General features: G+C 70.0%; 24 protein-coding genes, 1 tRNA gene and 3 pseudogenes. 11 read left to right on the forward strand and 17 right to left on the reverse strand.

The features are described from left to right. The first annotated feature begins 186 nt into the window (after positions 1-186). A complete protein-coding gene (locus tag ACFV2X_RS36250) occupies positions 187-342 on the forward strand; it encodes a tectonin domain-containing protein (RefSeq protein WP_385625130.1) in 156 nt (51 codons plus the stop codon). Positions 343-522: 180 nt separating this feature from the next. Here the strand turns inward: ACFV2X_RS36250 and ACFV2X_RS36255 are convergent. Next, positions 523-684: pseudogene (locus ACFV2X_RS36255) on the reverse strand (GntR family transcriptional regulator); the annotation flags it as partial. A 74-nt stretch (positions 685-758) separates the two neighbouring features. Continuing rightward, a complete protein-coding gene (locus tag ACFV2X_RS36260) occupies positions 759-1,148 on the reverse strand; it encodes a VOC family protein (protein ID WP_385625023.1) in 390 nt (129 codons plus the stop codon). A 157-nt stretch (positions 1,149-1,305) separates the two neighbouring features. Between ACFV2X_RS36260 and ACFV2X_RS36265 the strand changes: the two genes are divergently transcribed. The 3 genes and pseudogenes from ACFV2X_RS36265 to ACFV2X_RS36275 form a co-directional block, all read left to right on the forward strand. Next, positions 1,306-1,602 (forward strand): GYD domain-containing protein, encoded by a 297-nt coding sequence (locus tag ACFV2X_RS36265; protein ID WP_385625025.1) that lies wholly within the window; start codon positions 1,306-1,308, stop codon positions 1,600-1,602. Positions 1,603-2,635: 1,033 nt separating this feature from the next. Then, positions 2,636-3,013, forward strand: coding sequence for a nuclear transport factor 2 family protein (locus tag ACFV2X_RS36270; protein ID WP_385625132.1), 378 nt, complete (start codon positions 2,636-2,638; stop codon positions 3,011-3,013). A 103-nt stretch (positions 3,014-3,116) separates the two neighbouring features. Beyond that, positions 3,117-3,485, forward strand: a pseudogene (locus ACFV2X_RS36275) (tyrosine-type recombinase/integrase); the annotation flags it as partial. Positions 3,486-3,558: 73 nt separating this feature from the next. Here the strand turns inward: ACFV2X_RS36275 and ACFV2X_RS36280 are convergent. After that, positions 3,559-3,634, reverse strand: a tRNA-Arg gene (locus ACFV2X_RS36280). A gap of 201 nt (positions 3,635-3,835) precedes the next feature. On the opposite strand from ACFV2X_RS36280, the gene ACFV2X_RS36285 reads away from it, so the two are divergent. Together ACFV2X_RS36285 and ACFV2X_RS36290 are read left to right on the forward strand one after the other, a co-directional pair. Next, positions 3,836-4,354: a SigE family RNA polymerase sigma factor gene (locus tag ACFV2X_RS36285; protein WP_385625027.1), complete on the forward strand. Its 519-nt coding sequence runs from the start codon at positions 3,836-3,838 to the stop codon at positions 4,352-4,354. Next, positions 4,335-5,273: a hypothetical protein gene (locus ACFV2X_RS36290; RefSeq protein ID WP_385625029.1), complete on the forward strand. Its 939-nt coding sequence runs from the start codon at positions 4,335-4,337 to the stop codon at positions 5,271-5,273. Before ACFV2X_RS36285 ends, ACFV2X_RS36290 begins: the two co-directional genes overlap by 20 nt. A gap of 1 nt (position 5,274) precedes the next feature. Here the strand turns inward: ACFV2X_RS36290 and ACFV2X_RS36295 are convergent, their stop codons facing one another. From ACFV2X_RS36295 to ACFV2X_RS36340, 10 genes and pseudogenes are all read right to left on the reverse strand, one after another. Further along, on the reverse strand, positions 5,275-7,071 hold the full coding sequence (locus ACFV2X_RS36295; protein WP_385625032.1) for an IucA/IucC family protein: 1,797 nt from the start codon (positions 7,069-7,071) through the stop codon (positions 5,275-5,277). A gap of 152 nt (positions 7,072-7,223) precedes the next feature. After that, positions 7,224-7,781: pseudogene (locus ACFV2X_RS36300) on the reverse strand (GNAT family N-acetyltransferase); the annotation flags it as partial. Next, positions 7,778-9,109 carry a lysine N(6)-hydroxylase/L-ornithine N(5)-oxygenase family protein gene (locus tag ACFV2X_RS36305; protein WP_385625035.1) on the reverse strand — a complete coding sequence of 444 codons (1,332 nt, stop codon included), beginning with the start codon at positions 9,107-9,109 and terminating at the stop codon, positions 7,778-7,780. The pseudogene ACFV2X_RS36300 and the gene ACFV2X_RS36305, both read right to left, overlap by 4 nt. A gap of 27 nt (positions 9,110-9,136) precedes the next feature. Then, complete coding sequence (locus ACFV2X_RS36310) at positions 9,137-10,723, reverse strand: pyridoxal phosphate-dependent decarboxylase family protein (protein ID WP_385625038.1); 1,587 nt, start codon at positions 10,721-10,723, stop codon at positions 9,137-9,139. Between the two features lie 173 nt (positions 10,724-10,896). After that, positions 10,897-11,841 carry a siderophore-interacting protein gene (locus tag ACFV2X_RS36315; RefSeq protein WP_385625041.1) on the reverse strand — a complete coding sequence of 315 codons (945 nt, stop codon included), beginning with the start codon at positions 11,839-11,841 and terminating at the stop codon, positions 10,897-10,899. Between the two features lie 35 nt (positions 11,842-11,876). Then, positions 11,877-12,911, reverse strand: coding sequence for an ABC transporter substrate-binding protein (locus ACFV2X_RS36320; RefSeq protein WP_385625044.1), 1,035 nt, complete (start codon positions 12,909-12,911; stop codon positions 11,877-11,879). Positions 12,912-13,060: 149 nt separating this feature from the next. Continuing rightward, complete coding sequence (locus ACFV2X_RS36325; protein ID WP_385625133.1) at positions 13,061-14,287, reverse strand: PDR/VanB family oxidoreductase; 1,227 nt, start codon at positions 14,285-14,287, stop codon at positions 13,061-13,063. A 122-nt stretch (positions 14,288-14,409) separates the two neighbouring features. Continuing rightward, a complete protein-coding gene (locus ACFV2X_RS36330; protein ID WP_385625047.1) occupies positions 14,410-15,561 on the reverse strand; it encodes a Rieske 2Fe-2S domain-containing protein in 1,152 nt (383 codons plus the stop codon). Positions 15,562-15,692: 131 nt separating this feature from the next. Continuing rightward, positions 15,693-15,983 (reverse strand): DUF4190 domain-containing protein, encoded by a 291-nt coding sequence (locus tag ACFV2X_RS36335; RefSeq protein ID WP_385625050.1) that lies wholly within the window; start codon positions 15,981-15,983, stop codon positions 15,693-15,695. Positions 15,984-15,986: 3 nt separating this feature from the next. Further along, positions 15,987-16,142, reverse strand: a complete 156-nt coding sequence (locus ACFV2X_RS36340) for a hypothetical protein (RefSeq protein WP_385625053.1) — start codon at positions 16,140-16,142, stop codon at positions 15,987-15,989. 148 nt (positions 16,143-16,290) lie between these two features. On the opposite strand from ACFV2X_RS36340, the gene ACFV2X_RS36345 reads away from it, so the two are divergent. Then, on the forward strand, positions 16,291-17,040 hold the full coding sequence (locus tag ACFV2X_RS36345) for a TetR family transcriptional regulator (RefSeq protein WP_385625056.1): 750 nt from the start codon (positions 16,291-16,293) through the stop codon (positions 17,038-17,040). Here ACFV2X_RS36345 and ACFV2X_RS36350 read toward each other — a convergent pair. Continuing rightward, complete coding sequence (locus ACFV2X_RS36350) at positions 17,006-18,331, reverse strand: M6 family metalloprotease domain-containing protein (RefSeq protein WP_385625059.1); 1,326 nt, start codon at positions 18,329-18,331, stop codon at positions 17,006-17,008. The two genes, ACFV2X_RS36345 and ACFV2X_RS36350, sit on opposite strands and share 35 nt — an antisense overlap. 358 nt (positions 18,332-18,689) lie before the next feature. Here ACFV2X_RS36350 and ACFV2X_RS36355 point away from each other — a divergent pair, with 358 nt between their 5' ends. Continuing rightward, a complete protein-coding gene (locus ACFV2X_RS36355; RefSeq protein ID WP_385625062.1) occupies positions 18,690-19,343 on the forward strand; it encodes a TetR/AcrR family transcriptional regulator in 654 nt (217 codons plus the stop codon). Positions 19,344-19,589: 246 nt separating this feature from the next. After that, positions 19,590-21,098 (forward strand): MFS transporter, encoded by a 1,509-nt coding sequence (locus ACFV2X_RS36360; protein ID WP_385625065.1) that lies wholly within the window; start codon positions 19,590-19,592, stop codon positions 21,096-21,098. A gap of 171 nt (positions 21,099-21,269) precedes the next feature. Here ACFV2X_RS36360 and ACFV2X_RS36365 read toward each other — a convergent pair whose 3' ends face one another. After that, positions 21,270-21,779 carry a MarR family winged helix-turn-helix transcriptional regulator gene (locus ACFV2X_RS36365; protein ID WP_385625068.1) on the reverse strand — a complete coding sequence of 170 codons (510 nt, stop codon included), beginning with the start codon at positions 21,777-21,779 and terminating at the stop codon, positions 21,270-21,272. Positions 21,780-21,881: 102 nt separating this feature from the next. Between ACFV2X_RS36365 and ACFV2X_RS36370 the strand changes: the two genes are divergently transcribed. After that, positions 21,882-22,685 (forward strand): dioxygenase, encoded by an 804-nt coding sequence (locus ACFV2X_RS36370; protein WP_385625071.1) that lies wholly within the window; start codon positions 21,882-21,884, stop codon positions 22,683-22,685. Positions 22,686-22,752: 67 nt separating this feature from the next. Here ACFV2X_RS36370 and ACFV2X_RS36375 read toward each other — a convergent pair whose 3' ends face one another. Beyond that, complete coding sequence (locus ACFV2X_RS36375) at positions 22,753-23,940, reverse strand: questin oxidase family protein (RefSeq protein WP_385625074.1); 1,188 nt, start codon at positions 23,938-23,940, stop codon at positions 22,753-22,755. Positions 23,941-24,053: 113 nt separating this feature from the next. Continuing rightward, on the reverse strand, positions 24,054-24,494 hold the full coding sequence (locus ACFV2X_RS36380; RefSeq protein WP_385625077.1) for a hypothetical protein: 441 nt from the start codon (positions 24,492-24,494) through the stop codon (positions 24,054-24,056). A gap of 414 nt (positions 24,495-24,908) precedes the next feature. Between ACFV2X_RS36380 and ACFV2X_RS36385 the strand changes: the two genes are divergently transcribed. Beyond that, positions 24,909-25,910, forward strand: coding sequence for an RNA polymerase sigma factor RpoD/SigA (locus ACFV2X_RS36385; protein ID WP_089505296.1), 1,002 nt, complete (start codon positions 24,909-24,911; stop codon positions 25,908-25,910). Positions 25,911-26,025: the final 115 nt, after the last annotated feature.

The raw sequence follows: 26,025 nt of genomic DNA on the forward strand, positions 1-26,025 counted from the left end.
AATAACCCTGATCACCGGTCAAATCCGCTTGAATGATGAATCGTTCCGCTTGGGCAGCGTGCAGGCGAACCACACCGACTGGAGAGGGGCCAGGAGCATGTCCGACTGGAAACACATCAGCGGGTCACTGGTGCGGATCGCGGTGGGATCCCGGACCAACGTCTGGGCGTCGACCCCGCCGGGGCGATCTACCGCTACAGCAACAGCGACGCCAACCCCGCCAATCCCTGGATCAACATCCGTGGGTCGCTGTCCGACATCGGCGCGGCCGCCGACGGCACCGTCTGGGGCGTCAACGCCGCCGGCGCGATCTACCGCTACACCGGCGACCTGCCCGGCTGACCCGCCCCCTGAGGCGAACCCTGGTGTGCCACGCAACGCCCCCCGGGCACTGCGTGGCACCTCTTCACTCAGGCTGCTCTGGCCTGCCCGGCGGGCGTAGGTGGTGCTCTGGGGGTCAACAACGAAGTTGCCCCGCCCCGGCGTGGAGTAGATCAGCCCTTCGTCACGGAGAACAGGCAGCGCGGACCTCGCGGTCATGTCCGCGATGTCGTACTTCGCTTCAAGGTCGCGAGAGGACGGGACCCGTTCACCCGGCTTGATGCGGCCAGAGCGAATCTGCTGCCGCAGTTCGTCAGCCACCAGCCGGTAAGGCGCAGTGTGGGTATCCCCCGGCAGGCTCATAGCCCGAGGGCGGCCCGTTGAGCCCACCGATCGCGCTAGGCAGTGTCCTGTACCCGGTAGGGCGGCGGCGTAGGTCAGCCGTGACGACGGCCTTCGACGCAGAATCGGTTGCCTTCCGGGTCGGCCAGTACGACGTACGGCCGCCCTCCGGGAGGCAGGCTTTCGGGATAGTGCTGCCAGTCGACCCGCTGTGCTCCCAGCGCCACAAGACGGTCCACTTCCTCGTCGAGGTCACGGTCACCAGCATCAAGATCGAAGTGGATGCGGGGGAACTCCTCTGCCGGACTTTCGCTCACATCCATGGCGATGGCGACCCCGGACTCACCTGGCGGAGGCTCCAGGACGATCCAGTCGTCACCCTCGTAGCGGGGAGATCGCTGCACGTATCCCAGTGCATGGCGCCAGAACTCGCCCGCTCGCTTGTCGTTGTTCACACCCAACGAGACCTGCCTGATCCTCGTCATGCCAGCACAGTAGGCGGCCCTCAGGCGTGCATGTGAGCCTGCCCCTCGATGCCTGTGGTCGCTCGTATCGCTCGTTCGGGCGCGCACCTCGTGCGGGTTCCAGCCCGGGTATCCAGCCTTGACCTCGGGATGTGTCTCCTCGTGAAGGTGAAAGAACATGCCGACGTACGTCGCCTTGCTGAGCTGGACTGATCAAGGGGCCCAAAACTACGAAGACACCGCGAAGCGCGCCGAGACTTTCGGCTCAGCGGTGCACAAGCTCGGGGCCAAGCTTCTGAGCATCTACTGGACCATCGGTCCATACGACCTTGTGGCCGTCGTCGAGGCGCCTGACGACGAAACTGCCACGGCAGCGTTCCTGCAGCTGGGTGGGGTGGGCAACGTCCGTTCCACGACTCTGCGGGCCTTTGGCCGGGAGGAGATGGAGCGCATCATCGCCAAGGCGGCTGGCTGACGATCACGCTCGACCAGGCCTCGTACGTGCTCGAGTACGGCTTCGACGGGTGAGCGGCGAAGGGCCAGCCCGGGAGGATCATCCTCCTCAGCTGGCCCTTCGTTGTGTGCCCCCGGGCAGATTCGAACTGCCGACACCCGCTTTAGGAGTTCGTCACGCTCGCCCAGTGATCATCCCGGAGACGCCTCGCCCCAGCCTGCCCGGTGCGCGGACGAGTCTCGCGATACGGCGATGTGCACTGCTGTTGCCGTCAACGACTGCCGTCAGGCCACCAGCTCAGCGGGCAATCGCCCCGACTCCAGACCTCTTGATCCGTAGGTTCGGCCAGGGGCCTGGTGTGGGCTCTGACGGCTGCCCGGCCTGGTGCTCACTGCGGGCCACTGGTGGGTGCCATGTGTCGTTGTTGCCGTCAGAAGACTTCTCATCCGTAGGTCGCCTGAGCGAAACCGCCCAGCCGTGGGCTGACAGGTAGATTTAAGCCAATCGAGAGATTCGAACGCTCGCCCGGTCGGGCTGCGTTCTCCCACTTCCCGGCTCCTTCGCGCGCCATTCGAGCAGCTCACCCCGGTCTAGATCACCCATAATTCATTGCGCGTGCAGTGAATAATTGCAGGTCAGAGGGTCATTGGGGGCGTCCGAACCCCATCCGTGTGGGTGTGACCAAAAGTCGATGCCTGCTATCACTGGCTACTAGTGGCCGCCTCTCGCGCATGACTCCCATCGCTCATGAGACGCCTCACTGATCCAGACCATGACCACTCGATGAGCGGAGGCCTTATGAACCGACCGCAGTTAGAAGCACGTGGTGATCACCCCCAGAACTGTGCGCATGTCACCGGGTGTCAGGCCACCGCGAGCGCGGCGCAGAGCTCACGTGTGCTGGCCTGGCTTCTGCCAACGGCAACACTGCTCGGGTCCCTCGCGGCTCTCATCACAGCGATCAGGAGCTAGTGCTGTGACCGGGATGGTCCATCGTGATCGGAAGGGCGGCTCGCGGGACGAGCGCACGCGCAACGGCTGGTATTACTGGGGCATGCAGGAAGAGACGGCACGCTCCGCGATCGACACGTTCATCTCCGCGTTTAACGCCTCGGACGACAGCTATGTGACTGCCCTGCTCTCCCAGGCCCTGACCTCAGACGTGGTCTTCTGGGGGCCGTTGGGCCGCGTCGAAGGAATCGCGGCGGTCGAGCGGTTCGTGCTGGACATCCGGCGTCACCCGGCGGGGACCGGCACGATGGTGCGCTGCTCAGCGGTGGACATGCCTGACGAGTGGGCCCGGTACCAGTGGGTCTTCACCACGCCGGATGGAGGCCCCCGCCTGGCGGGAACGGACGTCGTCCATCTGCGGCGGAGCCTCATCGACCAGGTCATCGTCTTTGCGGGGGAGATCGAGCCGTCCGCCTCCTGAGTCGTCCTTCTGTCGCTGTCCTTCTCGCTGCGGATGCGAGCGCGTTCCTTGCGTTGGACGGCGAGGTTCGCCGGGTTGGCGCGTCGCCCGCTTCTCAGTGCTGATGTGCGTCGCCCCGCTCCGATGGCAGCGTCTTCGGCAGGCCGCGCAGCGGGCCGCTGCCGGGGCGGACTGGAAGGCCAGCGACTACGTGTTCACCACGCGCAGCGGTCGGCCGGTGGAGCCGCGAAACCTGTATCGGTCCTTCGGCCGGATCGCGGTGTCCGCCGGACTGCCCCGGGTGCGTCTGCACGACACCCGGCACGGATGCGCCTCGCTGCTCTTCGCGGCCGGGGTCGCCCCGCGCGTCGTGATGGAGATCTTGGGCCACTCGCAGATAGCGGTCACGATGAACGTCTATACGCACGTGAACGACGAGAGTCGGCGTGAGGCGATGGGCCACATGGATCGGCTGCTCAAGCGCCGTAGGTAGGGGACTGCCGTCAACCTCTGCCGTCAACGCCCCCGCGATCCAAGATCGCGGGGGCGTTTTGGCTGTTCAGCCATGGTGCCCCCGGGCAGATTCGAACTGCCGACACCCGCTTTAGGAGAGCGGTGCTCTATCCCCTGAGCTACGGAGGCGCGACGCTCTGCTCCCGCAGCGCGCACCGGCGTCAGTGTAGCGGTTGCGCCGTAGGGGGCGCAGGGCGCTGAGGTGTGGGGGTGCTGGTTGACCGCCGGTTGGCGGATTCTGGGCTGGAGGCAACCCCGTCCTGGCCTCATGGCGTTCACCATGTGTGAAAGACACGGTTCGGACAGGGGCGCCATGGCGAGGACACGACAGTGACGGGCGCGACGCCCGGCTTCGAGGAGTTCGTCGCCGCGCGCGGGCCTCGGCTGCTGAGGGTGGCCTGGCTGCTTACCGGGGATGCGCATCTGGCCGAGGATCTGCTGCAGACCGTGCTGGCCAAGGTGTGGCCGAAGTGGCGGCGGATCGCGGGGGAGAATCCGGAGGCGTACGTACGAAAGGCGCTGGTCAATACGCATGCCTCGTGGTGGCGGCGGCGCTGGCGCGGGGAGGTGCCGCACGACGAGGTGCCGGATACGCGGGCCATGCCGGATCCGTTCGAGGGGGTGGATCTGGAGCAGTCGCTGGCGGCGGTGGTGCGGGGGCTGCCGGTGCGGCAGCGGGCGGTGGTGGTGCTGCGCTATTTCGAGGACCTGAGCGTGGAGGACACCGCCGATGTGCTGGGCTGCTCCACCGGCACGGTCAAGAGCCAGGCGTCCAAGGCGCTGCGTACCCTGCACGGGCTGCTGCCCGCCGCCGCGCTGGTGGAGGGCGGTGAGCGCCGTGGAGGGTGATGAGAGCCGCGACGCCCTCCGTGAGGCGGAGCTGCGGGTGCTGCTCGAGCGCGGGGTGCCCCGCCTGCCCGCTCCCGCTCAGCGGATGCGGCGGGTCCAGCAGCTGGTGGTACGGCGACGGCGGCGGCGCGTGGCCGGGGCGGTCGGGGCCGCAGGGGTGGCCGGGGGAGTGGCCGCCGCCCTGACGCTGGGCGTGCTGGGGCATGTGCCGAGCGGGGGGTCCAGGGGACACGGCGCCACTTATCAGGTGCCGGCCGCCTCGCCCACCGGTATCGGGCCTGATTTCCGCTACCCCGGGCTGGGCGGGCTGACCGTACGGCTGCCGGACGGCTGGAGCGGCCGCAGCGTATGGGGCGGGGAGGAGGCGGGCACGGTGGGGCTGGCCGGGAGCCGGCCCGCAGCCGTGGACGAGGAGGGGTGTGCGGCGGGCATCCAGCGCTACTGCCTGGCGTCGCACGAGCTGCGGCGCGGGGAAGGGCTGCTGGTCCTCCGGCTGGAGAGTGAGAAGGCTCTGGGTGCGACCGACCAGCGGGCGCCGTTGGTGGATACCCGGCCAGGGGACTCCTGCCGCCTCGCGGGGGGTACGCATGAGCTGCTGGGCTGGCGTGCTGCGGCGGGTGGGGTGGCGGGGTCGTATGGGGAGGGCGGGGCGGCCCAGCCGACCAGTTCGGCTGGGGCGTCGAGGTCGGCCGAGTCGGCCGAGTCGGCCGAGTCGGCCGAGTCTTCCAGGTCGTCCAAGTCGGTCGAGCCGTCCAAGTCGTCCACGCCGTCCGAGCTGTCCACGCCGTCCGGGGCGCGGGGGCTGATCATCGCTTCCGCCTGCCTCAACCGGCCCTCCGCCCGCACCCTGAAGCAGGTCCGTTCCATACTCGGCTCCGCCGTCCTCGGCGGTGACGCGGACCCCACCTCCCCCCGCTGATCTACGACGCTCCCCCGAACCGCGCGATGGGGTTCTCCAGCGTCCCGATCAGCTGGAGCGCCCCGGCCGGGTCCGCCAGGTCGAGCATCTGCTGGTTGTTCCGCAGTTGGAGCCGGTTCAGGCAGGACAGTGCGAAGTTGGGCGCGAACATGTCGTACCGCTCGAACTTCTCCGCCAGCTCCGGCACCGACGCCTGGTAGTCCGAGACGCACTCCGCCACCGTCCGCCAAAAGGTGTCCTCCTCCAGCAGGCCCTCGGCGACGAGGATGCCGCTCAGGAAACGCAGGAAGCAGTCGAAGACATCGGTGAAGATCGACAGCAGCTTCTTGTCCTCCGGGACCTCCACCCGGATCCGCGTGACGGCCGGCGGAAGGACCGCGTCCGGGTCCATGACGGCGATCTCCTCGGCGATGTCCTTGAAGATCGCTCGCCGCACGGCGCCGTCCTCGATGACGAGGATGACGTTCTCGCCGTGTGGCATGAAGACCAGGTCGTACGCGTAGAAGCAGTGCAGCACCGGTCGCAGATACGCGTCCAGGTAGCGGCGCAGCCAGCGGGCGGGGGGTAGGCCGGACTCCTCGATGAGGGCGCTGACGAAGGAGCCGCCGGCGGGGTCGGTGTGGAGGAGGGAGGCCATGGTGACCAGGCGCTGGGCCGGTTCGAGGGTGGGGACGGGGCTTTCGCGCCAGAGTGCGGCGAGCATCTTGCGGTACGGGGAGTACTTGTCGGTGGCGCGTTCGTACTGCCGGTGGTGGTAGCCGATGGCGGCGCGTTCGCGGATGATCGAGAAGCGGGCGGCGCGGAGGAGGTCGTCGCCGGCGATCAGGCCCGCGAGCCAGTCGTTGATGGCGGGGGTGGCCTCCATATAGGCGGCGGAGAGGCCGCGCATGAAGCCCATGTTGAGGACGGACAGGGCGGTTTTCACATAGTGCTTGGCCGGGTCGTCGGTGTTGAAGAAGGTACGGATCGACTGCTGCGCGAGGTACGCGTCGTCGCCCGTGCCCAGGCACACCAGGCGCTGCTGGGCGAGCTCGGCGGCGAAGGTGACCGACAGCTTGTTCCACCACTGCCAGGGGTGGACGGGGATGAGGCGGTAGTCGGCCAGGTCGAGGCCGAGGCCGGACAGGGTGTCGGCGAAGCGGGCCAGGGTGGCCTCGCCCAGTTCGTCGCGGATCAGCCCGTCGTAGTCGAGGTCCGTGGAGGAGGTGAAGGTGGCGTGGTCGCGGTGCGCGGCCAGCCAGATCAGCTGGACGGGGCTTGCGGTCTCGGGGGCGTACGAGAGGTATTCGTGGACCCCGAAGCCCAGGCGGCCGTTGTTGGCGACGAAGCAGGGGTGGCCCTCGGTCATGCCGGTCTCGACCGTCTGGAAGTCGGATTTGGCGAGCTCGGCGGCGCTGACCGGCTCGCCGCTGAGCTTGTACGCGGTGCCGGAGAGGGTGGAGCTGATCTCCTCCAGATAGACGGGGAGGATCTGGTCGCCGAGTCCCAGCCGCCCGCGCAGCTCCAGGAAGAAGTCGAGTGCGTCGAGGGGGAGTTCGGAGCCGTCCCGGGTGTCGTGGCGGGTGACGGACTCCGCCTCGACCATCCAGTGGTCCAGGGCCAGCAGGCGGGCCGCGAAGCGGTAGGTCACCGAGCCGTCGTCGCTGGTGACGGCGTAGTGGCCGGGGGTGTCGGGCAGGGGCTCGGGGGCGAGCAGGCGCTCATGGGAGAACTCCGCGAGCGCCTTGCGGACGAGGAGGCGGCCGGCCCGCTCCCAGAGGGCAGGGGTGAGGTGGGCGACGGCGTCTCGGGGGCTCATCGGGGGGCTGCTCCTTGAACGGCTGCGTCGGATGCGGCTGGTGCGTCGGGTGCGTCGGATACGGCTGATGTGGTCGGTACGTTGGGTGCATTGAGTGCGGTCGGTTCGCCGGACGTGCCGGGTGCCGTCGCGGTCCTGCCGGAGGACGCGCCCGCCGTCGCGGCGCGGAATTGGGCGCGGGTGCAGAAGCTGAGGTACGCGTCCTTCTCCGGCTTGGCCACCGTGCCCGCGATCTCGAAGCCGACGGCCGCGTTGAGCCTGTGCACCGCCGTGTTACGGACGTCGGGCTCGACCACGACGCGCCGGGTCGCCGGATCGGCGAAGAGGAACTCCATGACGGTGGTGATCACCGCCCGGGTGAACCCGTGCACCGGGGCTTCGGCCGGCGCGCACAGGAAGTGCATGCCGACGTCGCCCTCCTGGGCGGGGTAGAGGCCCGCCAGCTCCACCCGGGCCGGGTCGTAGCGCTCGGTGAGGAAGGCGGGGCGGCCCTCATGGAGGCCGATGAAGGCGTCGTGGTGCGGATGTTCGGTGATCTTGCGGTACTCGAAGGCGACCTGCGCCACGTCGGCGTCCTGCATCAGCCAGAAGGACGCTTTGGGATGGGTGACCCAGTGGTGCAGCAGCTCGGCGTCGGCGGCCGGGTCGAGGGGGCGTACGGAGAAGTGGCCGAGCGCCGCGTCGAGGTGGGTGAAGAGCGCCGTGGTCATCGCAGCGCCCCCTCGGGGGCCGCGAACTCCTGGAAGGCGATCGTCTTCTCGATGGGGTAGTGCTCGCGGCCCCCGAGCAGCTCGCGGATGATGCACGAGTTGCGGTAGGCGGCCATGCCGAGGTCGGGGGTGACGAAGCCGTGGGTGTGCAGCTCGGCGTTCTGTACGTAGATCTCCCGCCCGGCGGTGGCGGTGTTGATGCTGTAGTCGCGTGCGACCGCGAAGCGCCCGGCCTCGTCCCAGGCGATGCGGTCCCGTACGGGCGCCAGGAACTCCGGCACCTGATGGCGGTAGCCGGTGGCCAGGATCAGGCCCTGGGTGGTGAGGGTGAAGTCCTGGCCCTGCTCCTCCTGGCGCAGCCCGAGGGCGTACGAGCCCCCGGCCGGGCTGCCGTCGGCCGACTCGTATGACGCCTGCCGTAGCACGGTGTTGGTCATCAGCCGGGTCGGGCACGGGCCCCGCCGGTTCTTGATGTAGAGCAGATCGAAGATGGCGTTGATGAGATCGGAGTTGATCCCCTTGTAGAGGTTCTTCTGCGAGGTGTTCAGCCGTTCGCGGGTGTGCGCGGGCAGCCCGTAGAAGTAGTCCACGTACTCGGGGGAGGTCATCTCCAGTGTGAGCTTGGTGTATTCGAGCGGGAAGAAGCGGGGCGAGCGGGTGATCCAGTCGAGCCGGTAGCCGTGTGCGTCGATGTCCTGGAGCAGGTCGTAGTAGATCTCGGCGGCGCTCTGGCCGCTGCCCACGACGGTGATGCTCTCCTTCGCCTGGAGGGCTTCCTTGTGCTCCAGGTACCGGGAGTTGTGGATCAGGTCGCCGCCCAGGTCACGGCAGGCTTCAGGGACGTACGGCGGTGTCCCGGTGCCCAGCACCAGGCGCCCGGCCCGCCAGGTGCGGCGCTCGCCGGTCGCGGTCTCGGTGGTGTGGACCACGTACCGGCCCTCGGCCTCGTCGTACTCGACGGAGGTGACCTCCTGGCCGAAGCGGACGGAGTCGAGCCGGGCGGCCACCCAGCGGCAGTAGTCGTTGAACTCCTCCCGCAGTGGATAGAAGTTCTCGCGGATGTAGAAGGAGTACAGGCGGCCGTTCGCCTTCAGGTAGTTGAGGAAGGAGTACGGGGACGTGGGGTCGGCGAGCGTGACGAGGTCGGACATGAACGGCGTCTGGAGAGTGCTGCCCTCGAGGAACATCCCCGAGTGCCAGTCGAAGTCCGGCTTGCGCTCCAGGAACAGCCCGTTCAGCTCGTCGATCGGGTCGGTGAGTGCGGCCAGGCCGAGGTTGAAGGGGCCCAGGCCGATGGCGATGAAGTCATGGGAAGAGGCGGTGGACACGTGGGTCTCCGGCGGGGTGGAAGGCGGTCAGCTGGCTCGGACCCGGGTGAACTCCGGTTCGGCGTCCCGGGAGGACACGTATCGCTCCGCGTGTCCGGCGATCAGGTCGAGGACGTGGGCGATATCGCCGAGCGAGGTCTCGGGGTTGAGCAGCGTGAACTTCAGGTAATGCGCCCCGTCCACGACCGTCCCGGCCACGACGGCCTCGCCGGAGGCGGCCAGCGCCTCGCGCGCGTGCAGATTCGCCCGGTCCAGCAGTCCGGCGTCGAGCAGTGCGACTGACGGCCCCCCGGTGTAGCGGAAGACCAGCGTGCTCAGCTGTGGCCGGGTGACCACCTCGTACCGCGGATCGGCGTCCAGCAGCCGCCACGCCGCGGCCGCCCGGTCCACCACCTCGTCGAACAGCTCCCCGACGGCGTCCGCGCCCATCACCCGCAGCGTCAGCCACAGCTTGAGCGCGTCGAAGCGCCGGGTGGTCTGCAGCGACTTGTCCACCTGGTTGGGGATCAGCCGCTCCGCGCTGTGGGCCGGATTGAGGTAGTCGGCGTGGTACGTGGCGTGGCTGAGCGTCGTACGGTCGCGCACCAGGACCGCGCTGGAGCTGACCGGCTGGAAGAAGGACTTGTGGTAGTCGACGGTGACCGAGTCGGCGCGCTCGATGCCGTCGAGGAGGTGCCGGCGGCGTGGGGAGACCAGCAGGCCGCAGCCGTACGCCGCGTCGACGTGCAGCCAGGCCCCGGCCCGTGCGCACAGGTCGGCGATCTCGGGCAGCGGGTCGATGGAGCCGAAGTCGGTGGTCCCGGCGGTGGCCACGACCGCCATGACGACCAGGCCCTCGCGGCGGCAGCGGTCGAGTTCGCGGGCGAGCGCGACGGTGCGCATCCGCCGGTCCTGGTCGCAGGGCACGGCGATGACCGCCTCGTAGCCGAGCCCGAGGACGGCGGCCGCCTTGGCGATGGAGAAGTGGCTCGCCTGGGAGGCGAGGATGCGCAGCCGGGGCAGGATCTGGGGTTTGGTGAGCGGCGAACCGGCCGCCGCCGTCTCCTTCTCCACCAGCTTGCACGCCTCGTCGCGGGCGAGCAGCATCGCGTGCAGATTGGACTGCGTCCCACCGCTGGTGAAGATGCCGTCCGCGGCCTCGCCGAGCCCGAGGCGCGCCGCCGTCCAGCCGATCAGGCGCCGTTCGATGAGCGTGCCGCCGGCGCTCTGGTCCCAGGTGTCCAGTGAGGAGTTGACGGCGGAGAGGATCGCCTCGCCGAGCAGCGCGGGGATGACCACGGGGCAGTTGAGGTGGGCGAGATAGCGGGGGTGGTGGAAGTAGACGGCGTCCTTGAGATAGACGCGTTCGAGCTCGTCGAGGGCGGCGGCCGGGTCGCCCAGCGGCTGCTCCAGGTCGATCCCGGTGATCTCGGGGGCGAGTTCGGCCGGGGTGACTCCGGTGAACGGGCGGGTGGTGCGGGCGACGGTGGAGGCCACCAGTCCGACGCCGTCGGACACTGACCGCCGATAGCGGTCCGCCGTACGGTCGTTGAAGAGGTGGGCCCTGCCATCCGCCTCCCCGGGTATCGGCCCTGACGACGGGTCCTCAGCGGCGGGGTGCGCGAGGAGACTCACGGTCTGTCCCTTCTGGGTTGGGCTGCTTGCGGGCATGGGTGTGCCCTGGACACGGCATGGGTGTGCCCTGGACGGAGGTGCGGGGTGGTGAGCGGTGCGGGAGTGACGAGCGGGGCGGGAGTGACGAGCGGCGCGGGGTGCCTGGTGCTGGTGTGCCGCTGGTTCTGCGCTGGTCAGTCGTCGTCCGACGCTGGGCCGGTGCCGCTCACGGCCTCCTCGACGAGCTGGTCGTCGGTCGCGCCCAGCCGCCAGTAGCCGGTGAAGGTGACCGCCTTGCGGTCGTAGCCGCGCTCGCGTACGAGGTGGCGGCGCAGCGCGCGGACCGTACCGGCCTCGCCCGCGATCCAGGCGTACGGGGTGCCCTCGGGCAGCGCCGCGCCGCGTACGCCGTCCAGGAGGAGGGCCGAGCGCGGGGCGGCGGGGTCGGCGCCGTCGCGGACCAGCCAGACGATCTCGGCGTCGGCCTCGGTGGGCAGTTGCTGCAGGTCCTCGGCGTGCTGCACCTCGATCCAGACCTTGGCCCCGATGCCGGCCGGCAGCCACTCCAGGATTCCGGCGACGGCGGGCAGCGCGGTCTCGTCGGCGGCGATGAGCACCCAGTCGGTGCCGGGCGGCGGGCGGAAGTCGACGCCGCCGTTGTCGGGGGCGACCGGGCCGAGGAGCATGGCGCGGTCACCGGGCCGGGCGCGTGCGGCCCAGCGGGAGGCCGGACCGCCCACCGTGGCGGCACTGGCGGCGTCGGCGCCGTGCAGGGCGAAGTCCACGTCGACCTCTTCGGGTTCGCGCCGCTGCTCGCGCACGGTGTACGAGCGCATGACGGCCCGTACGGCGGGGTCCATGGCCCGCCACACCGGGAACCACTCCTCGCCCGCCTCGACCGGCACGATGGGGGCGTCCTGGTGGGGGTGCGGCAGGAACAGCTTGAAGCGCTGGTCGCGGCCGCCGGAGGCGAAGTCCTTCAGGGTGTCGCCGCCGAAGGTGATCCGCACCATGGACGGCCCGAGGACCTGTGTGCGGACGACCCGTACGTCGAAGAATCGGAACGGGACGGAGGCGGGGGACGGGGACGAGGTCTCGACTGATTCGGTGGAGGTGTGGGGGGTGGCGGCGGTGGTCATGGGAGCGGTCTCTTCCCTTCGCTTGCCCTGCCTGGTCAGCTGACCTTCTTCGCGTCCTGGATGGCCTTGGTGAGCGCTTCGATATGCGGTGCGGCGCCCGCGTACGAGAAGCGCGGCTCGCTGCTCCAGGGGACGATCTGGCCGGCCTTGACCGCGGGGAGCTTGGACCAGGTCGGCTTGGCGGTCAGGTCCTTGGGCTGCAAGGTGGCGGTGCGGTTGTCGAGGAACAGCAGGTCGGCACCGTACTTGTCGGCGTTCTCCCAGCTCAGGCTCTCGAAGTAGCCGCCCTTGTCAGTCTTCTGCGGGACGACGAAGTCGACGCCGAGCTCGCGGAAGTAGATCAGGTCGGCGTTGACCGACGGGCTGGAGACATAGAAGAGGTCGGCACTGGCGGAGCAGGCCATGACTTTGATCTTCTTCGACTTGACGGTCTTGCGCAGCGTCTCGGCGGCGGCCTCGAAGCGGGCCTTGGCGTCGGTGACCTTCTTGGCGTTGAGGTCGGCGCCGAGGGCGGCGGCGAGTTCGGCGTAGCGCTTGATGGGCTCGACCATGGAGACCCGGCCGGTGGTGAGGGCGGCGCTGGGCGCCAGGGCGAGGATCTTGTCCTTGGAGTCGTCCGGGACGTAGAACAGGGCGCCCGGGTCGTACATGTTGGTGATCAGCAGCTGCGGGTTGAGCGAGGCGTACTTCTCGACCTTGAACTGGCCCCAGGCGCTGCCGAGGATGGTCACCTTGTCGACGTCGAGGTCTCCGGCCTGCACGTCCGGCTTGCCGTTCCCCAGCTTGGTGGGGCCGAAGACGCCGACGATCTGGTCGTCGATGCCGAAGTCGTACAGCGCGGCCGCCGACCCGATGTACGCGACGACGCGCTCGGGGCGGCCGCCGAGGTCGATCTTCGTCTTGCGGTCGTCGGTGAACGACCAGGATCCGCCGCCGCTTTTGCCCTCCTTGCCCGAGGACCCCGAGCCGTCTTTGCTGCCGCACGCGGTGACGAGGGCGCCGAGTCCGGCGAGGCCGCCGGCGGCCAGCAGGCCGCGGCGGGAGAGGGGGAGGGCTCTGGGGTGGGGCATGGGACGCCTCTCTCGATGCGTACGGGGGCAGCCACGGACATCGCCCGAGGTCCTAGTTAGGTTAGCCTAACCAACCTTGATGTCCAGTGGGCAGGGGCCCGAGGCGGTACGCATCACATGCGGCGCGTCAGAGGTTCATCGGAAGTCCGTCAGAGGTCGAGGACGAGACGGCGGCCGCGGCAGCGCGAGACACAGATCATCATCGATTCGCCCAACTCCCGCTCCTCGCCGGTGAGTACGGAATCCCGGTGGTCCACCTCGCCCTCGACGACATCGGTCTCACACGTCCCGCACGTCCCTTCCCCGCACGAGTACAGAACCGAAACCCCCGCAGCCTCGACCGTCCGCAGCACACTGCGCTCCGGCGGCACGGTCAGGGTCAGCCCGGAGCGGGCGAGGACCAACTCGAAGGAGCCAGCCTCGGATTGGGGGCCGTCCGCCGCCTCGGGGCCCGCGATATCCGTACGGGGCTGGAAGCGCTCGGTGCGCAACGAGCCGGAGGGCCAGGCGCGGCAGCGCTCCTCGGCCGCACGCAGCAGCGGCTCGGGGCCGCAGCAGTAGACGAGGGTGCCCGGGGTGCCTGGGGCGTCCGGGGCGTCCGGGGCGTCCGGGGCGTCCGGGGTGGGCGTGGCGAGGAAGGACGCGAGGTCGAGCAGGCCCGACTCGTCCTGCGGAACGAGCCGTACCTTCGGCCCGTAGCGGTCGGCGAGTTGGCCGGCGAAGGCCATCGAGGCGCGGGTCCGCCCTCCGTACAGCAGCGTCCAGTCGGCACCCGCCGCCTCGGCCGCGGCCGTCATCGGGACCAGTGGTGTGATCCCGATACCGCCCGCGATAAAGAGGTAGCGGGCGGCGGGGCGCAGCGCGAAGCGGTTGCGCGGGCCGCGCACTTGGACGGCGGCGCCCTCGGTGAGTGCTTCGTGGACGTACGCGGAGCCGCCGCGTCCGTCGGGGGCGCGCTGCACCGCGATCTGCCAGCGGGTGCGGTCGGCGGGGTCGCCGCACAGCGAGTACTGACGGGTCAGGGACTCGCCGAGGAGGAGGTCGATATGCGCGCCGGGCTGCCAGGCGGGCAGTTCGCGGCCGGTGGGGTGGCGAAGGGTGAGGATGACGACATCCGTCGCGGCGTCGGCTCTGCCGGTGACGACGAGGGTGTCGGTGAACTCGCCCTCCTGGCCTGCCGATGGCCGTGAGGGGAGGGTGGCGGGGTGGGTTTGGGCGGGTCCGGTCCCGGCGGGTTGGGTGTTCGCGGGCTGGGTGTCGGCGGGGCGGGTCCCGGCGGGCTGGGTGTCGGCGGGTTGGGTGTCGGCGGGTTGGGTGCGGCCTGCGGAGTGGCTGTGGCCCGTGAGGCCGTCGTGGCCCGTGGGGTGGGCCAGCATCCACTTCCACAGCTTCACCGGGTCCTCCGCCGAGCGTTCGGCGCCGCAGTGGCAGACGCCGTGCAGAAGGTCGGTGCCCGGCAGCCAGTCGACCCGGTAGACCTCGGCGGTGGGCGGGCCGCTCATCGCCCGGTCACCGAGGCGGATGCGGCGGATGCGCCGGGTGCGCTGGGAGAGGCAGGCTGGGTGGCGTCCGGGGCGGCGGCCGGGCGCTCGCCCTCGTCCTCGCCCTCGTCCTCGCCCGCGCCCTCGGCGGCGAGGCGGGCGAGGATACGGCGCGCGGCGAGGCCGCCGGTGTCGATGTTGATGCTGAGCTCCTGATAGTCCTCGGGCTCGGTGTCCAGGGCCCGCTGCAGCAGGTTCAGCGCGTCGACGTCCTGCATGACCACGGTGCGGTTGAAGTCGTGGAGGAAGGTGGTGACGTCCGCGTCGTCCTGCGCGAAGTCCCGTGAGACGGCCCAGAAGTCGTACACGGAGTGCTCCGTGGACGGCGTGATCGCGTAGGTGATCTCGACATGGAAGGCGTTGGAGTCGTCGCCGTCCGGCCCGGGCAGCACGCCGACCGGGGCGATGCGGCTGTGCAGCAGATACAGACAGGGGGCGTGGTATTCGATGTCCTGCCAGCGGGTGATGCGGCCCTCGATGCCGGTGGAGCGGGCGTAGAAGGGCGGGCACTCGGCGTCGTCCATGTGCCGGCTCACCCGCACCACGCCCGCGCCCTCGTCGACGGTGGTGGTGATGGGGGTCTCGGCGACCTCGGGGGTGCCGATGTAGCCGCCGTGCAGATACGTCTCGTGGGACAGGTCCATCAGGTTGTCCACGAGCAGCCCGTAGTCCGCGTCGATCGGCTCCATGCCGCCGACGGTCGTCCAGCGCGGGTCGGCCAGCCACGGGGCGCGCGGTATGGCGGTGGGGTCGGCCGACTTGGGGTCGCCGATCCACACCCACACCAGGGAGTCCTGCTCCACGACCGGGTACGAGGCGACCCGGGCGGTGCGCGGGACGCGCTTCTGGCCGGGGACGAAGACGCAGGTGCCGGTGGTGTCGTAGGTGAAGCCGTGGTAGCCGCAGACGACGCGGTCGCCGTCGAGCCGACTGGCCGACAGCGGATAGCGGCGGTGGACGCAGCGGTCGTGGAGGGCGACGACCGCCCCGTCGGACTCGCTGCGGTAGAAGGCGATGGGCTCGCCCAGGATGGTGCGGCCGAGCAGTTCGCGGCCGATCTCGCGTCCGTAGGCGGCGACGTACCACTGATTCCGTGCGAATGCGGTCATGGCATCAGCGTGGTGACGTGCGTCACGTACGGGCAACGGCCCTTCCGCTGGGTGGAAGGGCCGTTGGGCGGGGACAGGAGGGGCGACGGGGCGCGACGGGGCCCTACCGGGCCTACCGGGCTTACGGAGCGTCAGCCGAACTGCCAGAAGACCGAGTTGTCCAGCGTCACCAGGGCGATCAGCAGGACCACATCGGCGACCCCGAGGGCGAGGCCGAGCAGGGCCCGGCCGCGGCGCTGGGTCTGCCGGGCGATCGCCAGTGCGCCCAGGATGATCGCGCACGGTCCGAAGACGGCGTTGAAGAGCAGCAGTCCGATCAGGCCGAGGACGAACGAGGCCACGGCCATGCCGTCGGCGTCCCGGCGCCGCGCGGCCGACGGGGTGGTCGAGGGGGTGTTGGTGGTGGGTGCGGTCAGTGCCATGGGTCAGCTCTCCTTGTGCCCGGCGCGTTCGCGGATGAAGAAGATCAACAGCCAGGTGGCGATGGCGGCGGACGCGACGAGGAAGATCGGGAGCGGGGTGTGGGCCGCCGCTCCCAGAAGGATCCCCACCAGGGCGAGAGCCGCGACGATGAAGAGCATGGGTGCCTCTCTCGGGAGCTGGATCTGAGGTGCGGATGGCGTGCGGGTGCAGCTTCAGTGAACACTTGAGATGACAACTGTTCACTGACTTCAGGATACCCCTGCACACCGCTGGAAAAAGTCGGCGAACGGTTGTTTACTGAATGACATGAGTCACACCCTCGGGGTCCGGCAGGCCCAGAAGCAGAAGACCCGGCGGGCGCTCCTGGACGCGGGGCTGCGGCTGCTGGAGGACCAGAGCCTCAGCAGCCTGGGCCTGCGCGAGGTGACGCGCGTGGTGGGTGTGGCCCCGGCCGCCTTCTACCGGCACTTCCGCGATATGAGCGACCTCGGCGTGGCGCTCGTGGAGGAGTCCCTGGGCAGTCTGCACGGGGTGGTCCGGGTGATCCTCGCCGAGCGGGACGGGGACGAGCAGCTGATCGACGCCACCGTCGAGGCCGTCGCCGAGCTGGTGCGTGGCTATCCGGCGCATATCCGCTTCATCGCACGCGAGCGCCACGGCGGCGTACGGCCCGTACGGGAGGCGATAGCCGCTGAGCTGGGCCGTTTCGCGGACGAGGTCGCCGAGGCGTTCGCCCCGCAGCTCACGGCGGAAGGCTGGTCGCTGGAGGACGTCCGGATGCTGGCCGAGCTGTATGTGGACCACATGGTGATGACCGCGACGGCGTTCCTGGAGGCCCAGCCCGGTGAGCCGTCCGGAGCTCAGTCCGGTGGGCCGTCCGGAGCTCAGTCCGGTGGGCCGTCCGGGGCCCAGCCCGGCGATCAGTCTGGTGAGCCGCCCCAGGCTCAGCCCGGCGAAGGGGCCGGCGACCCCGAGGCCGTACGGCGGGTGGCGGCCACCGCTCGCAGGCAGCTGCTGCTGATCAGCCTTGGCCGCCGCCACTGGCGTACCGGGTGATCTCCACGCGGTAGTCGCCCCGGGCGTCGCGCCCGGTGACCCGGACCCGGACGCCGGTGCCCTGCGCGCCGCCGGTGAAGGTCTTGCCGGGGGCGAAGGCCGCGTCGCTCAGCCCGGGGTGCACATTGTGCTCGTCCGTGCAGCCGCCGCTGCCCGGGGTGCTGTCCACGACGGTGATCGGCCCCTGGCCGGAGTCGATGCGGGTGTCCACCCAGGAGACCAGGACGCCGGCCTTGCAGATCGCTTCGTCGTTGCCCTTGTTGGTGCGCGCCTCCACGGCGTACCCGGCGTACTTCGAGACCGGGACGAAGATCAGCTTCGTTCCGCCCCGGCGGCCGAGCGGGCTCAGGGTGCGCCGTGTGATGCCGGGGCGGGCGATGCACTCGACCTGCCCCGTGCCGAGCCAGCCGAGCTTCCACTTGTGCCAGGCCAGCAGGTCGTTTCCGACGCCCCAGTCCTCGGACATCACGTCCCAGTGGCCCGCGCTGTCCCCGCCGTGCCGGGTGTAGAGGTCGGGCAGCCCGAAGACGTGGCCGTTCTCGTGCGGGAGCACGCGGTAGCCGGTCTGCGCGAGGGTGCCGGAGCCGTCGTCCTGGCGGCTGTAGACGAAGGAGACATTGGCCAGGGGGACGCCGTCGGCGATGGGGGCGTGCTGGTTGTCGGCGTAGGTGACGGACAGCACGGCGCGTGCGGCGGGTGGTCCGGCGTTGGGCGTGACCAGGACGTTGACCAGGTCGTAGCGGCCGAAGTCGACATGCGGGTCGGCGGCCTTGGCGATGTCCGCGACCAGCTTGCGGTAGCCCGGTTCGAAGGGGCTGCCGCGCTTGATGCCGTAGCTGCGGAAGGTGTGGGGCATCCTCAGCCAGTGGTTGATCGGGGTCGCGGACCGGTACTTCAGCCGGCCGTACGAGCTGCGCTTGAACCACCGCGAGGTCTGCGGGAAGAACTCCGCGTAGCGCTTGCGGGCGGTGCCCTGGCCCTTGACGTCCGGGAAGTCGATCATGAGGGTGAGGGCCTTGACCGTCCCGGTGCTGCGGACGTAGCCGTGCCCGGTCGGCAGCCCCTCGGTCATCTGCAGCCCCTTGGCGGGGGCCAGCGCGCAGGGCGCGAGGGCGGCGCCGTACGCCGGGTTGGCCGACAGCGCCGGGGCGCGTACGGGACGGGCGGGGGCGGAGGGTGGACTGGGGGCCGCCGCCGGGGTGGCTGCTGCGGCCAGCGTGACCACGGCGGCCACGGCGAATGCGCTGCCCCGGCGGGGCCTGCGTATTCGGTGGCGCGCGCGGTGGCGCATACGCTGAGGTATCCGGTGGCGCGCTCGATGGCGAGCTCGGCCACGCGCTCGACGGCGGGGCGTCTCGCCTGAGCGCTTGCCGGTCGTCTCGCCCGAGTGCTTCCGGGGCGTCTCGCGTGAGTGCTTCATGGCGAGTCCACCGTGTGGCGGCGCCCGTCCGGGCGCCCGTGGGGTGCGGCCGGGCGGGGGAAAAGGCTGCTCCGTCCGGGCGGCTTGGCCGCCGGACAGGTGTGAGGCAGGTCACCTCCGCTCGCGAAATTTCCGGGGACGGTCTCCCCGTTTAACCGTATGTACGAAACGGGGACCGAGTCCCCGGAAATGTTGAACGCCGAATCTTCGTGCCGGAAGGAGTGCCGTCGTGGGAGTCGCTACCGCCACCACCCAGCAGCCCGCGCGGCCCAGGCTGCGCGCCGACGCCCTGCGCAACAGGGAGCGGATCGTCGCGGCGGCCCGCGAGGTGCTCGTCGAGCACGGGGCGGAGATCTCGCTCGATGAAATCGCTCGACGGGCAGGGGTCGGCAATGCCACCCTTTATCGGCACTTCGCGGACCGCGGCGAGCTGGTGCGTCATGTCACCGTCTCGGTGATGGAGCGCATCGCCGACCAGGCCGAAGTCGCCCTGGCGGAGGAGCCCGACGCCTTCGCGGCGCTGTGTCGCTTTGTGCACGCGGCGGCCGAGGAGCGCGTCGGCGCGCTGTGCCCGCTGCTCTCCGACGGCATCAACAAGGAGCACCCTGACCACATTGCCGCGCATGCGCGGCTGGACGGCGCCATCAACGCCCTGATGGCCGCCGGGCGTGACTCCGGCCAGCTGCGCACCGACATCGACGCCGGTGATCTGATGGTCGCCCTGACTCAGCTCACCAGGCCGCTGCCCGGCGGCGCCTGTGTGAACTTCGACATCTTTGTGCACCGGCACCTACAGCTGTTCCTGGACGGACTGGCTGCCCCGGGGCGCTCCGTACTGTCCGGCTCCGCCGCCACTTTGGAGGATCTCAAGCGTCGTCCGTGACGTACATCACGCGTCGGCCGGTGACCTGGACCGATTAATTCCCGTTCGTTCGCCAGTCAGTCTTTTCGTCGTCAGTAACGGCCCGTAGGCAGAAACCACCCGTAGCGCCGCCGCGTGTTGTCACCTTCCGGTGCGCCGCTACGTCGTTGTTGTGTCAGTCCGTTGCGCTAGTACTTCCTTACGTACGTCCTTTAGTCCGCCAAACGTCCCGTTTGTCACTCTCCGCACCGCTAGGTAGGCCCACCCATGCCTGAAACGGCACAGAACGTCGATCCCCGGCGCTGGAAAGCGCTGATATTCATCGCCCTCGCCCAGCTGATGGTCGTGCTCGACGCGACCATCGTGAACATCGCGCTGCCCTCCGCCCAGGACGCCCTGGACATCTCCGACGGCAACAAGCAGTGGGTCATCACGGCCTACGCGCTGGCCTTCGGTGGTCTGCTGCTCTTCGGCGGACGCCTCGCCGACCTGTGGGGTCGTAAGCAGACCTTCATCGTCGGCCTGATCGGCTTCGCGGCCGCCTCGGCGCTGGGCGGCGCCGCGCTCAACTCGCCCATGCTGATGGGCGCCCGTGCGCTGCAGGGCATCTTCGGCGCACTGCTCGCCCCGTCGGCGCTCTCGCTGCTGGCGGTGACGTTCACCGATGCCAAGGAGCGCGCCAAGGCGTTCGGCATCTTCGGCGCCATCGCGGGTGGTGGCGGTGCCGTCGGTCTGATCCTCGGCGGTGTGCTGACCGAGTACATGAACTGGCGCTGGACGTTCTTCGTCAACATCCCGTTCGCCATCGTCGCCGCGGTCGGCGCGATCGCCGTGATCCGCGAGCCCGCCGAGAGCCGTAACCCCGCCAAGCTCGACATCCCCGGCGTTCTGCTGGCCACACTGGGCCTGGTCTCGCTGGTCTACGCCTTCACCCGCGCCGAGAGCGACGGCTGGACCGCCGGCATCACCCTGGGCCTGTTCGTCGCGGCCGTCGTGCTGCTGGCCGCCTTCGCGGTCGTCGAGTCCCGGGTCAAGGCGCCGCTGCTGCCGCTGCGCGTCGTGACCAACCGCAACCGCGGTGGCGTCTACCTGGCGCTGGGTCTGGCCGTCATCGGCATGTTCGGTCTGTTCCTGTTCCTCACCTACTACATGCAGATGGTGAAGGGGTACAGCCCGGTCAAGAGCGGTCTGTCCTTCCTGCCGATGATCGTCGGCATGATCACCGGGTCCACGCAGATCGGCACCCGGCTGATGACCCGGGTCCCGGCCCGGATGCTGATGGGCCCGGGCTTCCTGGTCGCCGCGGTCGGCATGCTGCTGCTGACCCAGATCGACCTGGACACCTCGTACCCGCTCCTGATCCTGCCCGCGTTCCTGCTGCTGGGCCTCGGTATGGGTACGGCGTTCATGCCGGCAATGAGCCTGTCCACGTTCGGCATCCAGCCGCGTGACGCGGGTGTCGCCTCCGCGATGGTCAACACCTCGCAGCAGGTCGGCGGCGCGATCGGCACCGCGCTTCTCAACACCATCGCCACCAGCGCGGGGGAGAAGTACGGCAAGGCGCACGTGGCCACGGCCAAGTCGCCGGAGCTGCTGAAGCTGCAGTCGCAGGTGCACGGCTACACCACCGCCATCTGGTGGGCGGTCGGCATCCTGGTGGTCGCCGCGGCGATCGCCGTGACCTTCGTCAACGCCGGGCGGCAGGACGGCAGCTCTGCGGCCAGCGGCTCCGGTGAGGGCGCGGCCGAGGACGCGATCCCGGTCATGGCGCACTGATACGCGTACGGCACGGCCGTCGCTCGTACGACGCGGAAAGCCCCGCTCCTTCGGGAGGAGCGGGGCTTTCCGCTGTTCTGGCGCCCGCTTCGGCGTTCAGGTCAGCGCGTTCAGGTCAGCGCGTTCAGGTCAGCGCGGCCGGGTTCGGTGGCCGGGTTCAGTGCGGCCAGGTCAGCGCAGCCAGGGGAGGTCGGCGCCCTCCGGCTGAAGACCGTCGGCGATGATGCGGCAGATGTCGCCGAACTGGCCGATCTGCTCCGGTGTGAGCCGGTCGAATATGGCCGCGCGCACGGCCTCGACATGGCCGGGCGCGGCCTTCTTCAGCACCTCGAACCCCTCGTCCGTCAGCACGGCGTTCTGCCCGCGCTTGTCGGAGGTGCAGTCCTCGCGCCGTACCCAGCCGTTCTTCTCCAGACGGGTGATGGCGTGCGAGAGACGGGACCGGGTGATCTTCGCGGCCGCGGCCAGCTCCGTCATCCGCAGCCGGTGGCGAGGCGCCCAGGAGAGCTTCACCAGCAGGCCGTAGTACACATGAGGCAAGCCCGCGTCGCGCTGCAACTGACGGTCGAGATGGTCTTCGAGCAGCATGTTCGCCTGGAGGTAGGACTGCCAGGCGTGCTGTTCATCGTCGGTCAGCCAGCGGGGTTCTTCGGCGTCTGCGGGGGTCGTCATCGCGTCCACGATCTTATTGTAAGAACTATTTCTTGAAATTTAAACTACTGGGCACTACAGTGGTTCCGAAAAGTTTTCTTGAGACTTCAAGTTATGGCTACGGGAGCCGCCATGTCCGCCGCCACGCCGTCCTCGTCCGTATCGGGCGGGCGCATGCCCGCCCTCTACCTCAGCCACGGTGCTCCGCCGCTCGCCGACGACCCGGTCTGGCCCGGTCAGCTCGCCGCCTGGTCGGCGGGGCTGCCCCGGCCCACGGCGATCCTGATGGTCTCCGCCCACTGGGAAGAGGCCCCGCTGGCCCTCGGGGCCACCCAGGCCGTGCCGCTGGTGTACGACTTCTGGGGCTTCCCCGAGCACTACTACCAGGTGCGGTACGACGCCCCCGGCGCGCCCGAACTCGCCGAGCGCGTGCGCAAGACGCTGCGTACGGCGGGCACGCCCGTCCAGGACATACCGGACCGGGGCCTGGACCACGGCGCGTACGTCCCGCTCGTCGAGATGTACCCGGACGCCGACATCCCCGTCCTGCAGGTGTCGATGCCGACCCTCGATCCGAGCGAGCTGATGGCCATCGGCCGCAAGCTCGCCCCGCTGCGGGACGAGGGCGTGCTGATCGTCGGCAGCGGCTTCTTCACCCACAACCTGGCCGCGCTGCGGAACGCGGGGCCGACGCCGCCCGGCTGGTCGACGGAGTTCGACGACTGGGGGCAGCGAGCGCTGGACGCCCAGGACGTCGACGCGCTGCTGGACTTCGAGCGCAAGTCCCCGGCGGGCCGCCTGGCCCACCCGCGCACGGAGCACTTCGCGCCGCTGTTCGTCACCCTGGGCGCCGCGGAGTCCGACCTCGGCGGCCAGCGCAGCGTCATCGACGGCTTCTGGATGGGGCTGGCCAAGCGGTCGGTGCAGTTCGGCTGACGGTCGCGAGGTTGCGCGTTCGCGCGGTCGCGAGGTTGCGCGTTCGCGCGTGGGGTTACGCGTGCGGTCATGCGATCGGCTCGATGAGCGCGCATGCGCGCAGGGCCGCCGCCACGGCGAGGTCGTCGCCCCCGCCCTCGTCGGTCGTCGCCATGACATCGAGCACGGTGTCGGTCAGCTTGATCGCGTGCTCGTCGCCGTGCGCGGCGGCGCGCGTGAAGATCTCCTCGGCCCGCTCGGCGGGCGTGGCCCCGGCCGGTACGGGCGGCAGCTCGCCGTGCGGAAGGCCGGTGGGCGGCGCGTACGCGGCCAGCACCGCGGCGTTCGCCGCCCACGCCGCGTCCAGGCTGGTCGCCCACAGCTCGCGGGGGAGCGCGGGCAGGGTGCGCAGCACGGCATTGGGCGCGGTCACGGCGTGGACCAGCATGATCGGCGAGCCGTGGGCGTGGGTGGCGTAGCGGTGGGCGGCGGCCCGTACGAGCTCGGTCAGCAGCTCGCGCGCCTGATCCGGGCCGAGCGCCCCGGAGGCGGGGCCGAGCGCCCCGGAGGCGGGGCCGAGCGCCCCGGAGGCGGGGTCGAGCGCTCCGGAGCCGGGGCCGGGCCAGACCGGGAACGTAGTGATCTGCGCCAGCCGGTCGCGGATGCCACCGCTCTGGTCCGCGACGCGCGGTACGGCGGCCATCGCCTCGGCGGCGGTGCGCGGGGCGGGCCCCGGCAGCCGGTCGAGCGGGGGCAGCGGGGCGTGGCGGGCGGCCCAGTAGCCGAGGGCGTGGGCCAGCTCATGGGTGCGTGGCCCGTTCGCGAGCTCGTCGGCGGGGGAGTGGGCGCTTCGGAGGACGGTGGCGGAGTGCGTCTCGCCGAGCAGGGTGCGTACCGCGTGGCCGACGCGGATGACCGGGTGCGTCGCCCCGCCGGCGATCCCGGGCAGCAGCCGCGGCCACCACTCGGCGAGGACCTGGCGCCAGGGGTGGTCGGCGAGCTCGCGGGTGAAGTACGCGGTCCAGTCGGCGATCCGGCGCGGGTCGCCGAGCGCCTCGGACCAGTTCTCCGCGGTGACGGTGGCGTACGGGGTCGGCATGTCCTCGAGCTTGTTGGCGTAGAGGTCGAGCCAACGGTGCACCGAGGGGCCCCGTCCATGCCGGACCAGGGCCTCGACGGCCATCGGGGCGTGGTTGGTCAGCCAGCCGCCGCGCTCGGGGCCTGTGGTGTGCAGCCGGGCCAGTGCTTCGTCGAGTGTGCCGCTCGTGTCGTCCATGCACGCCACGCTAGGCAGGGGCCGCCGGGCCCCGTAACGGTCCGGCGATGTACGGGAGCGGGGTCCGCGGACCTACGCCGCGCGGCCCCGGTCCACCGGCCTGACAGCCGCTCTCAGTCGGCCGGGTGCGTGCGGAAGATATAGAAGGACGCGGCGTACATCGCGAGCCCGCCGCCGAGGCCCATCATGGAGGAGCGGAACACGGAGTGCTCGCTCAGGCTGTACAGGAAGCCGAAGGCGCAGCCGAAGAGCGCCCCGTACGCGGCCGACCTCAGCTCCGGCATCAGGGCGGACTGGACCCGGCCGACCAGATAGCACAGCGCCCCGACGACCACGGCCGTCGCCAGGCCGAGCAGGCCGGCCGGGAGGATGGGGGTCCCCTCGTTGTGGTCGATGAAGATCGCGTACCCGCCGGCGAAGATGCCCAGGACGAGCGGGACCACCCAGGACGCGGAGGGATGCAGCCGGACCTGGGCGTGGGGGTGGGGGACGCGTAGGTGCGGGTGGTGGCGGTGGCGCGCCGGAGCGGCGGTGGGGGCGGTGGGGGCGTTCATGGCGGGCTCTCCTTCCTCGACGCCCTGACCTGTCTCTCTCCAGCGCACACCCGGGTGACGGGCCGGGCAACTCGGTCGGGTGTTGCCCAGGTGTTGCGTGGTGGAGTGGTCGCGCAACCAGAATCCGGCCGCTGACGTCTTCGGAGGTGAGAGCAACCGCGGGCGCCGCAGCCCGACGGTGAACGGTCGGAAACGGGGGTGATGGCCGTGGCCGGCACCCGCCCTGACCTGCACTTTCGGGTGTTATGAGGGCAAATCGACACCGTGTGTCGGGACAGGGTACTGCATGATCGCGAAAACGTGTGCGCGCCATGGGAATTCTGTCCGGATTCCAGTCGTTGTTTCCATCGGACGGGGCACCCGGCAGGAACACCGTCCATAGTCCGCGCCCGATCCATCTGTAAGGGAGCACGCATGGCAACCCGTGCCGTCGCCCGCAATCAGGCCACCAGTAGTGGCGCTGATGGGGCCAACAGTGTTCGCGCCACAGGCGGGGAGATCGCCGATCGCGACCTGGTCGGCATGTATCTCGACGAGATCGCTCGCACCCCGCTGCTCGACGCGGCCAAGGAGGTCGAGCTGTCTCAGGCAATCGAAGCGGGTGTCTATGCCCAGCAGATCCTGGACGGTGAGATCGAGGACGCCCTGGCGGCCGGTGCGAGCCGTGGGGAGCTGGAGGCGATAGCCGCCGAGGGCGCCCGCGCCAAGGACGTCTTCATCCGTTCCAACCTGCGCTTGGTCGTGGCCGTCGCGCGCCGGTACCCGCGCAGCGGGCTGCCGCTTCTCGACCTGATCCAGGAGGGAAACGCGGGCCTGGTCCGCGCGGTGGAGAAGTTCGACTACACGAAGGGCTTCAAGTTCTCGACGTATGCCACGTGGTGGATCCGCCAGGCCATCACGCGCTCGATCGCCGATCAGTCCCGCACCATCCGGCTGCCCGTCCATCTGGTCGAAGAGCTTGGCCGGATCCGGCGGGTGCAGCGCGAGTTCAACCGTGAGCACGGCCGTGAGCCGGAGCACTCGGAGATCGCGGCGGAGCTGGGCTCCACGACCGAGCGCGTCTCGGATGTGCTCGACTGGGCCCGTGACCCCGTCAGTCTGAACATGTCGGTGGACGACGAGGGCGAGACCCAGTTCGGCGATCTGCTGGAGGACACCTCGGCCGTCTCGCCCGAGCAGTCGGTGATGACACTGCTGCGCAGCGAGGAGCTGGAGGATCTGATCGGCCGGCTCGACGACCGCACGGCCTCCATCATCAAGGCCCGGTACGGCATCGACGACGGGCGGGAGCGCACGCTCACCGAGGTCGGCAAGCAGCATGGCCTCACGCGCGAGCGGATCCGCCAGATCGAGAAGCACGCGCTGCTGGAGCTGAAGAAGATGGCGCGCCAGACCGGCTTCGACGAAGCGGCCTGAGCCACCGTCCCCCGTATCCCTTTCCCCGTTTTCCCTGTCTCTGGCCTCTGTCCGTCTCTCTGGTCGCTGTCCGCAGTGGCCGCCCATGGCCGAGCCCCGGCGCCTCTTCCCCCCC

Source organism: Streptomyces sp. NPDC059679 (assembly GCF_042734105.1).
In the GTDB taxonomy this organism is placed as follows: Bacteria; Actinomycetota; Actinomycetes; order Streptomycetales; family Streptomycetaceae; genus Streptomyces.

Excerpts from the sequence above, each read along its gene's own strand:
- ACFV2X_RS36260 (WP_385625023.1), bottom strand. The coding sequence starts at position 1,148 with ATGACGAGGATCAGGCAGGTCTCGTTGGGTGTGAACAACGACAAGCGA.
- ACFV2X_RS36265 (WP_385625025.1), top strand. The coding sequence starts at position 1,306 with ATGCCGACGTACGTCGCCTTGCTGAGCTGGACTGATCAAGGGGCCCAA.
- ACFV2X_RS36270 (WP_385625132.1), top strand. The coding sequence starts at position 2,636 with ATGCAGGAAGAGACGGCACGCTCCGCGATCGACACGTTCATCTCCGCG.
- ACFV2X_RS36295 (WP_385625032.1), bottom strand. The coding sequence starts at position 7,071 with ATGAGCCCCCGAGACGCCGTCGCCCACCTCACCCCTGCCCTCTGGGAG.
- ACFV2X_RS36315 (WP_385625041.1), bottom strand. The coding sequence starts at position 11,841 with ATGACCACCGCCGCCACCCCCCACACCTCCACCGAATCAGTCGAGACC.
- ACFV2X_RS36320 (WP_385625044.1), bottom strand. The coding sequence starts at position 12,911 with ATGCCCCACCCCAGAGCCCTCCCCCTCTCCCGCCGCGGCCTGCTGGCC.
- ACFV2X_RS36325 (WP_385625133.1), bottom strand. The coding sequence starts at position 14,287 with ATGCTGGCCCACCCCACGGGCCACGACGGCCTCACGGGCCACAGCCAC.
- ACFV2X_RS36330 (WP_385625047.1), bottom strand. The coding sequence starts at position 15,561 with ATGACCGCATTCGCACGGAATCAGTGGTACGTCGCCGCCTACGGACGC.
- ACFV2X_RS36335 (WP_385625050.1), bottom strand. The coding sequence starts at position 15,983 with ATGGCACTGACCGCACCCACCACCAACACCCCCTCGACCACCCCGTCG.
- ACFV2X_RS36340 (WP_385625053.1), bottom strand. The coding sequence starts at position 16,142 with ATGCTCTTCATCGTCGCGGCTCTCGCCCTGGTGGGGATCCTTCTGGGA.
- ACFV2X_RS36345 (WP_385625056.1), top strand. The coding sequence starts at position 16,291 with ATGAGTCACACCCTCGGGGTCCGGCAGGCCCAGAAGCAGAAGACCCGG.
- ACFV2X_RS36350 (WP_385625059.1), bottom strand. The coding sequence starts at position 18,331 with ATGCGCCACCGCGCGCGCCACCGAATACGCAGGCCCCGCCGGGGCAGC.
- ACFV2X_RS36360 (WP_385625065.1), top strand. The coding sequence starts at position 19,590 with ATGCCTGAAACGGCACAGAACGTCGATCCCCGGCGCTGGAAAGCGCTG.
- ACFV2X_RS36370 (WP_385625071.1), top strand. The coding sequence starts at position 21,882 with ATGTCCGCCGCCACGCCGTCCTCGTCCGTATCGGGCGGGCGCATGCCC.
- ACFV2X_RS36375 (WP_385625074.1), bottom strand. The coding sequence starts at position 23,940 with ATGGACGACACGAGCGGCACACTCGACGAAGCACTGGCCCGGCTGCAC.
- ACFV2X_RS36380 (WP_385625077.1), bottom strand. The coding sequence starts at position 24,494 with ATGAACGCCCCCACCGCCCCCACCGCCGCTCCGGCGCGCCACCGCCAC.
- ACFV2X_RS36385 (WP_089505296.1), top strand. The coding sequence starts at position 24,909 with ATGGCAACCCGTGCCGTCGCCCGCAATCAGGCCACCAGTAGTGGCGCT.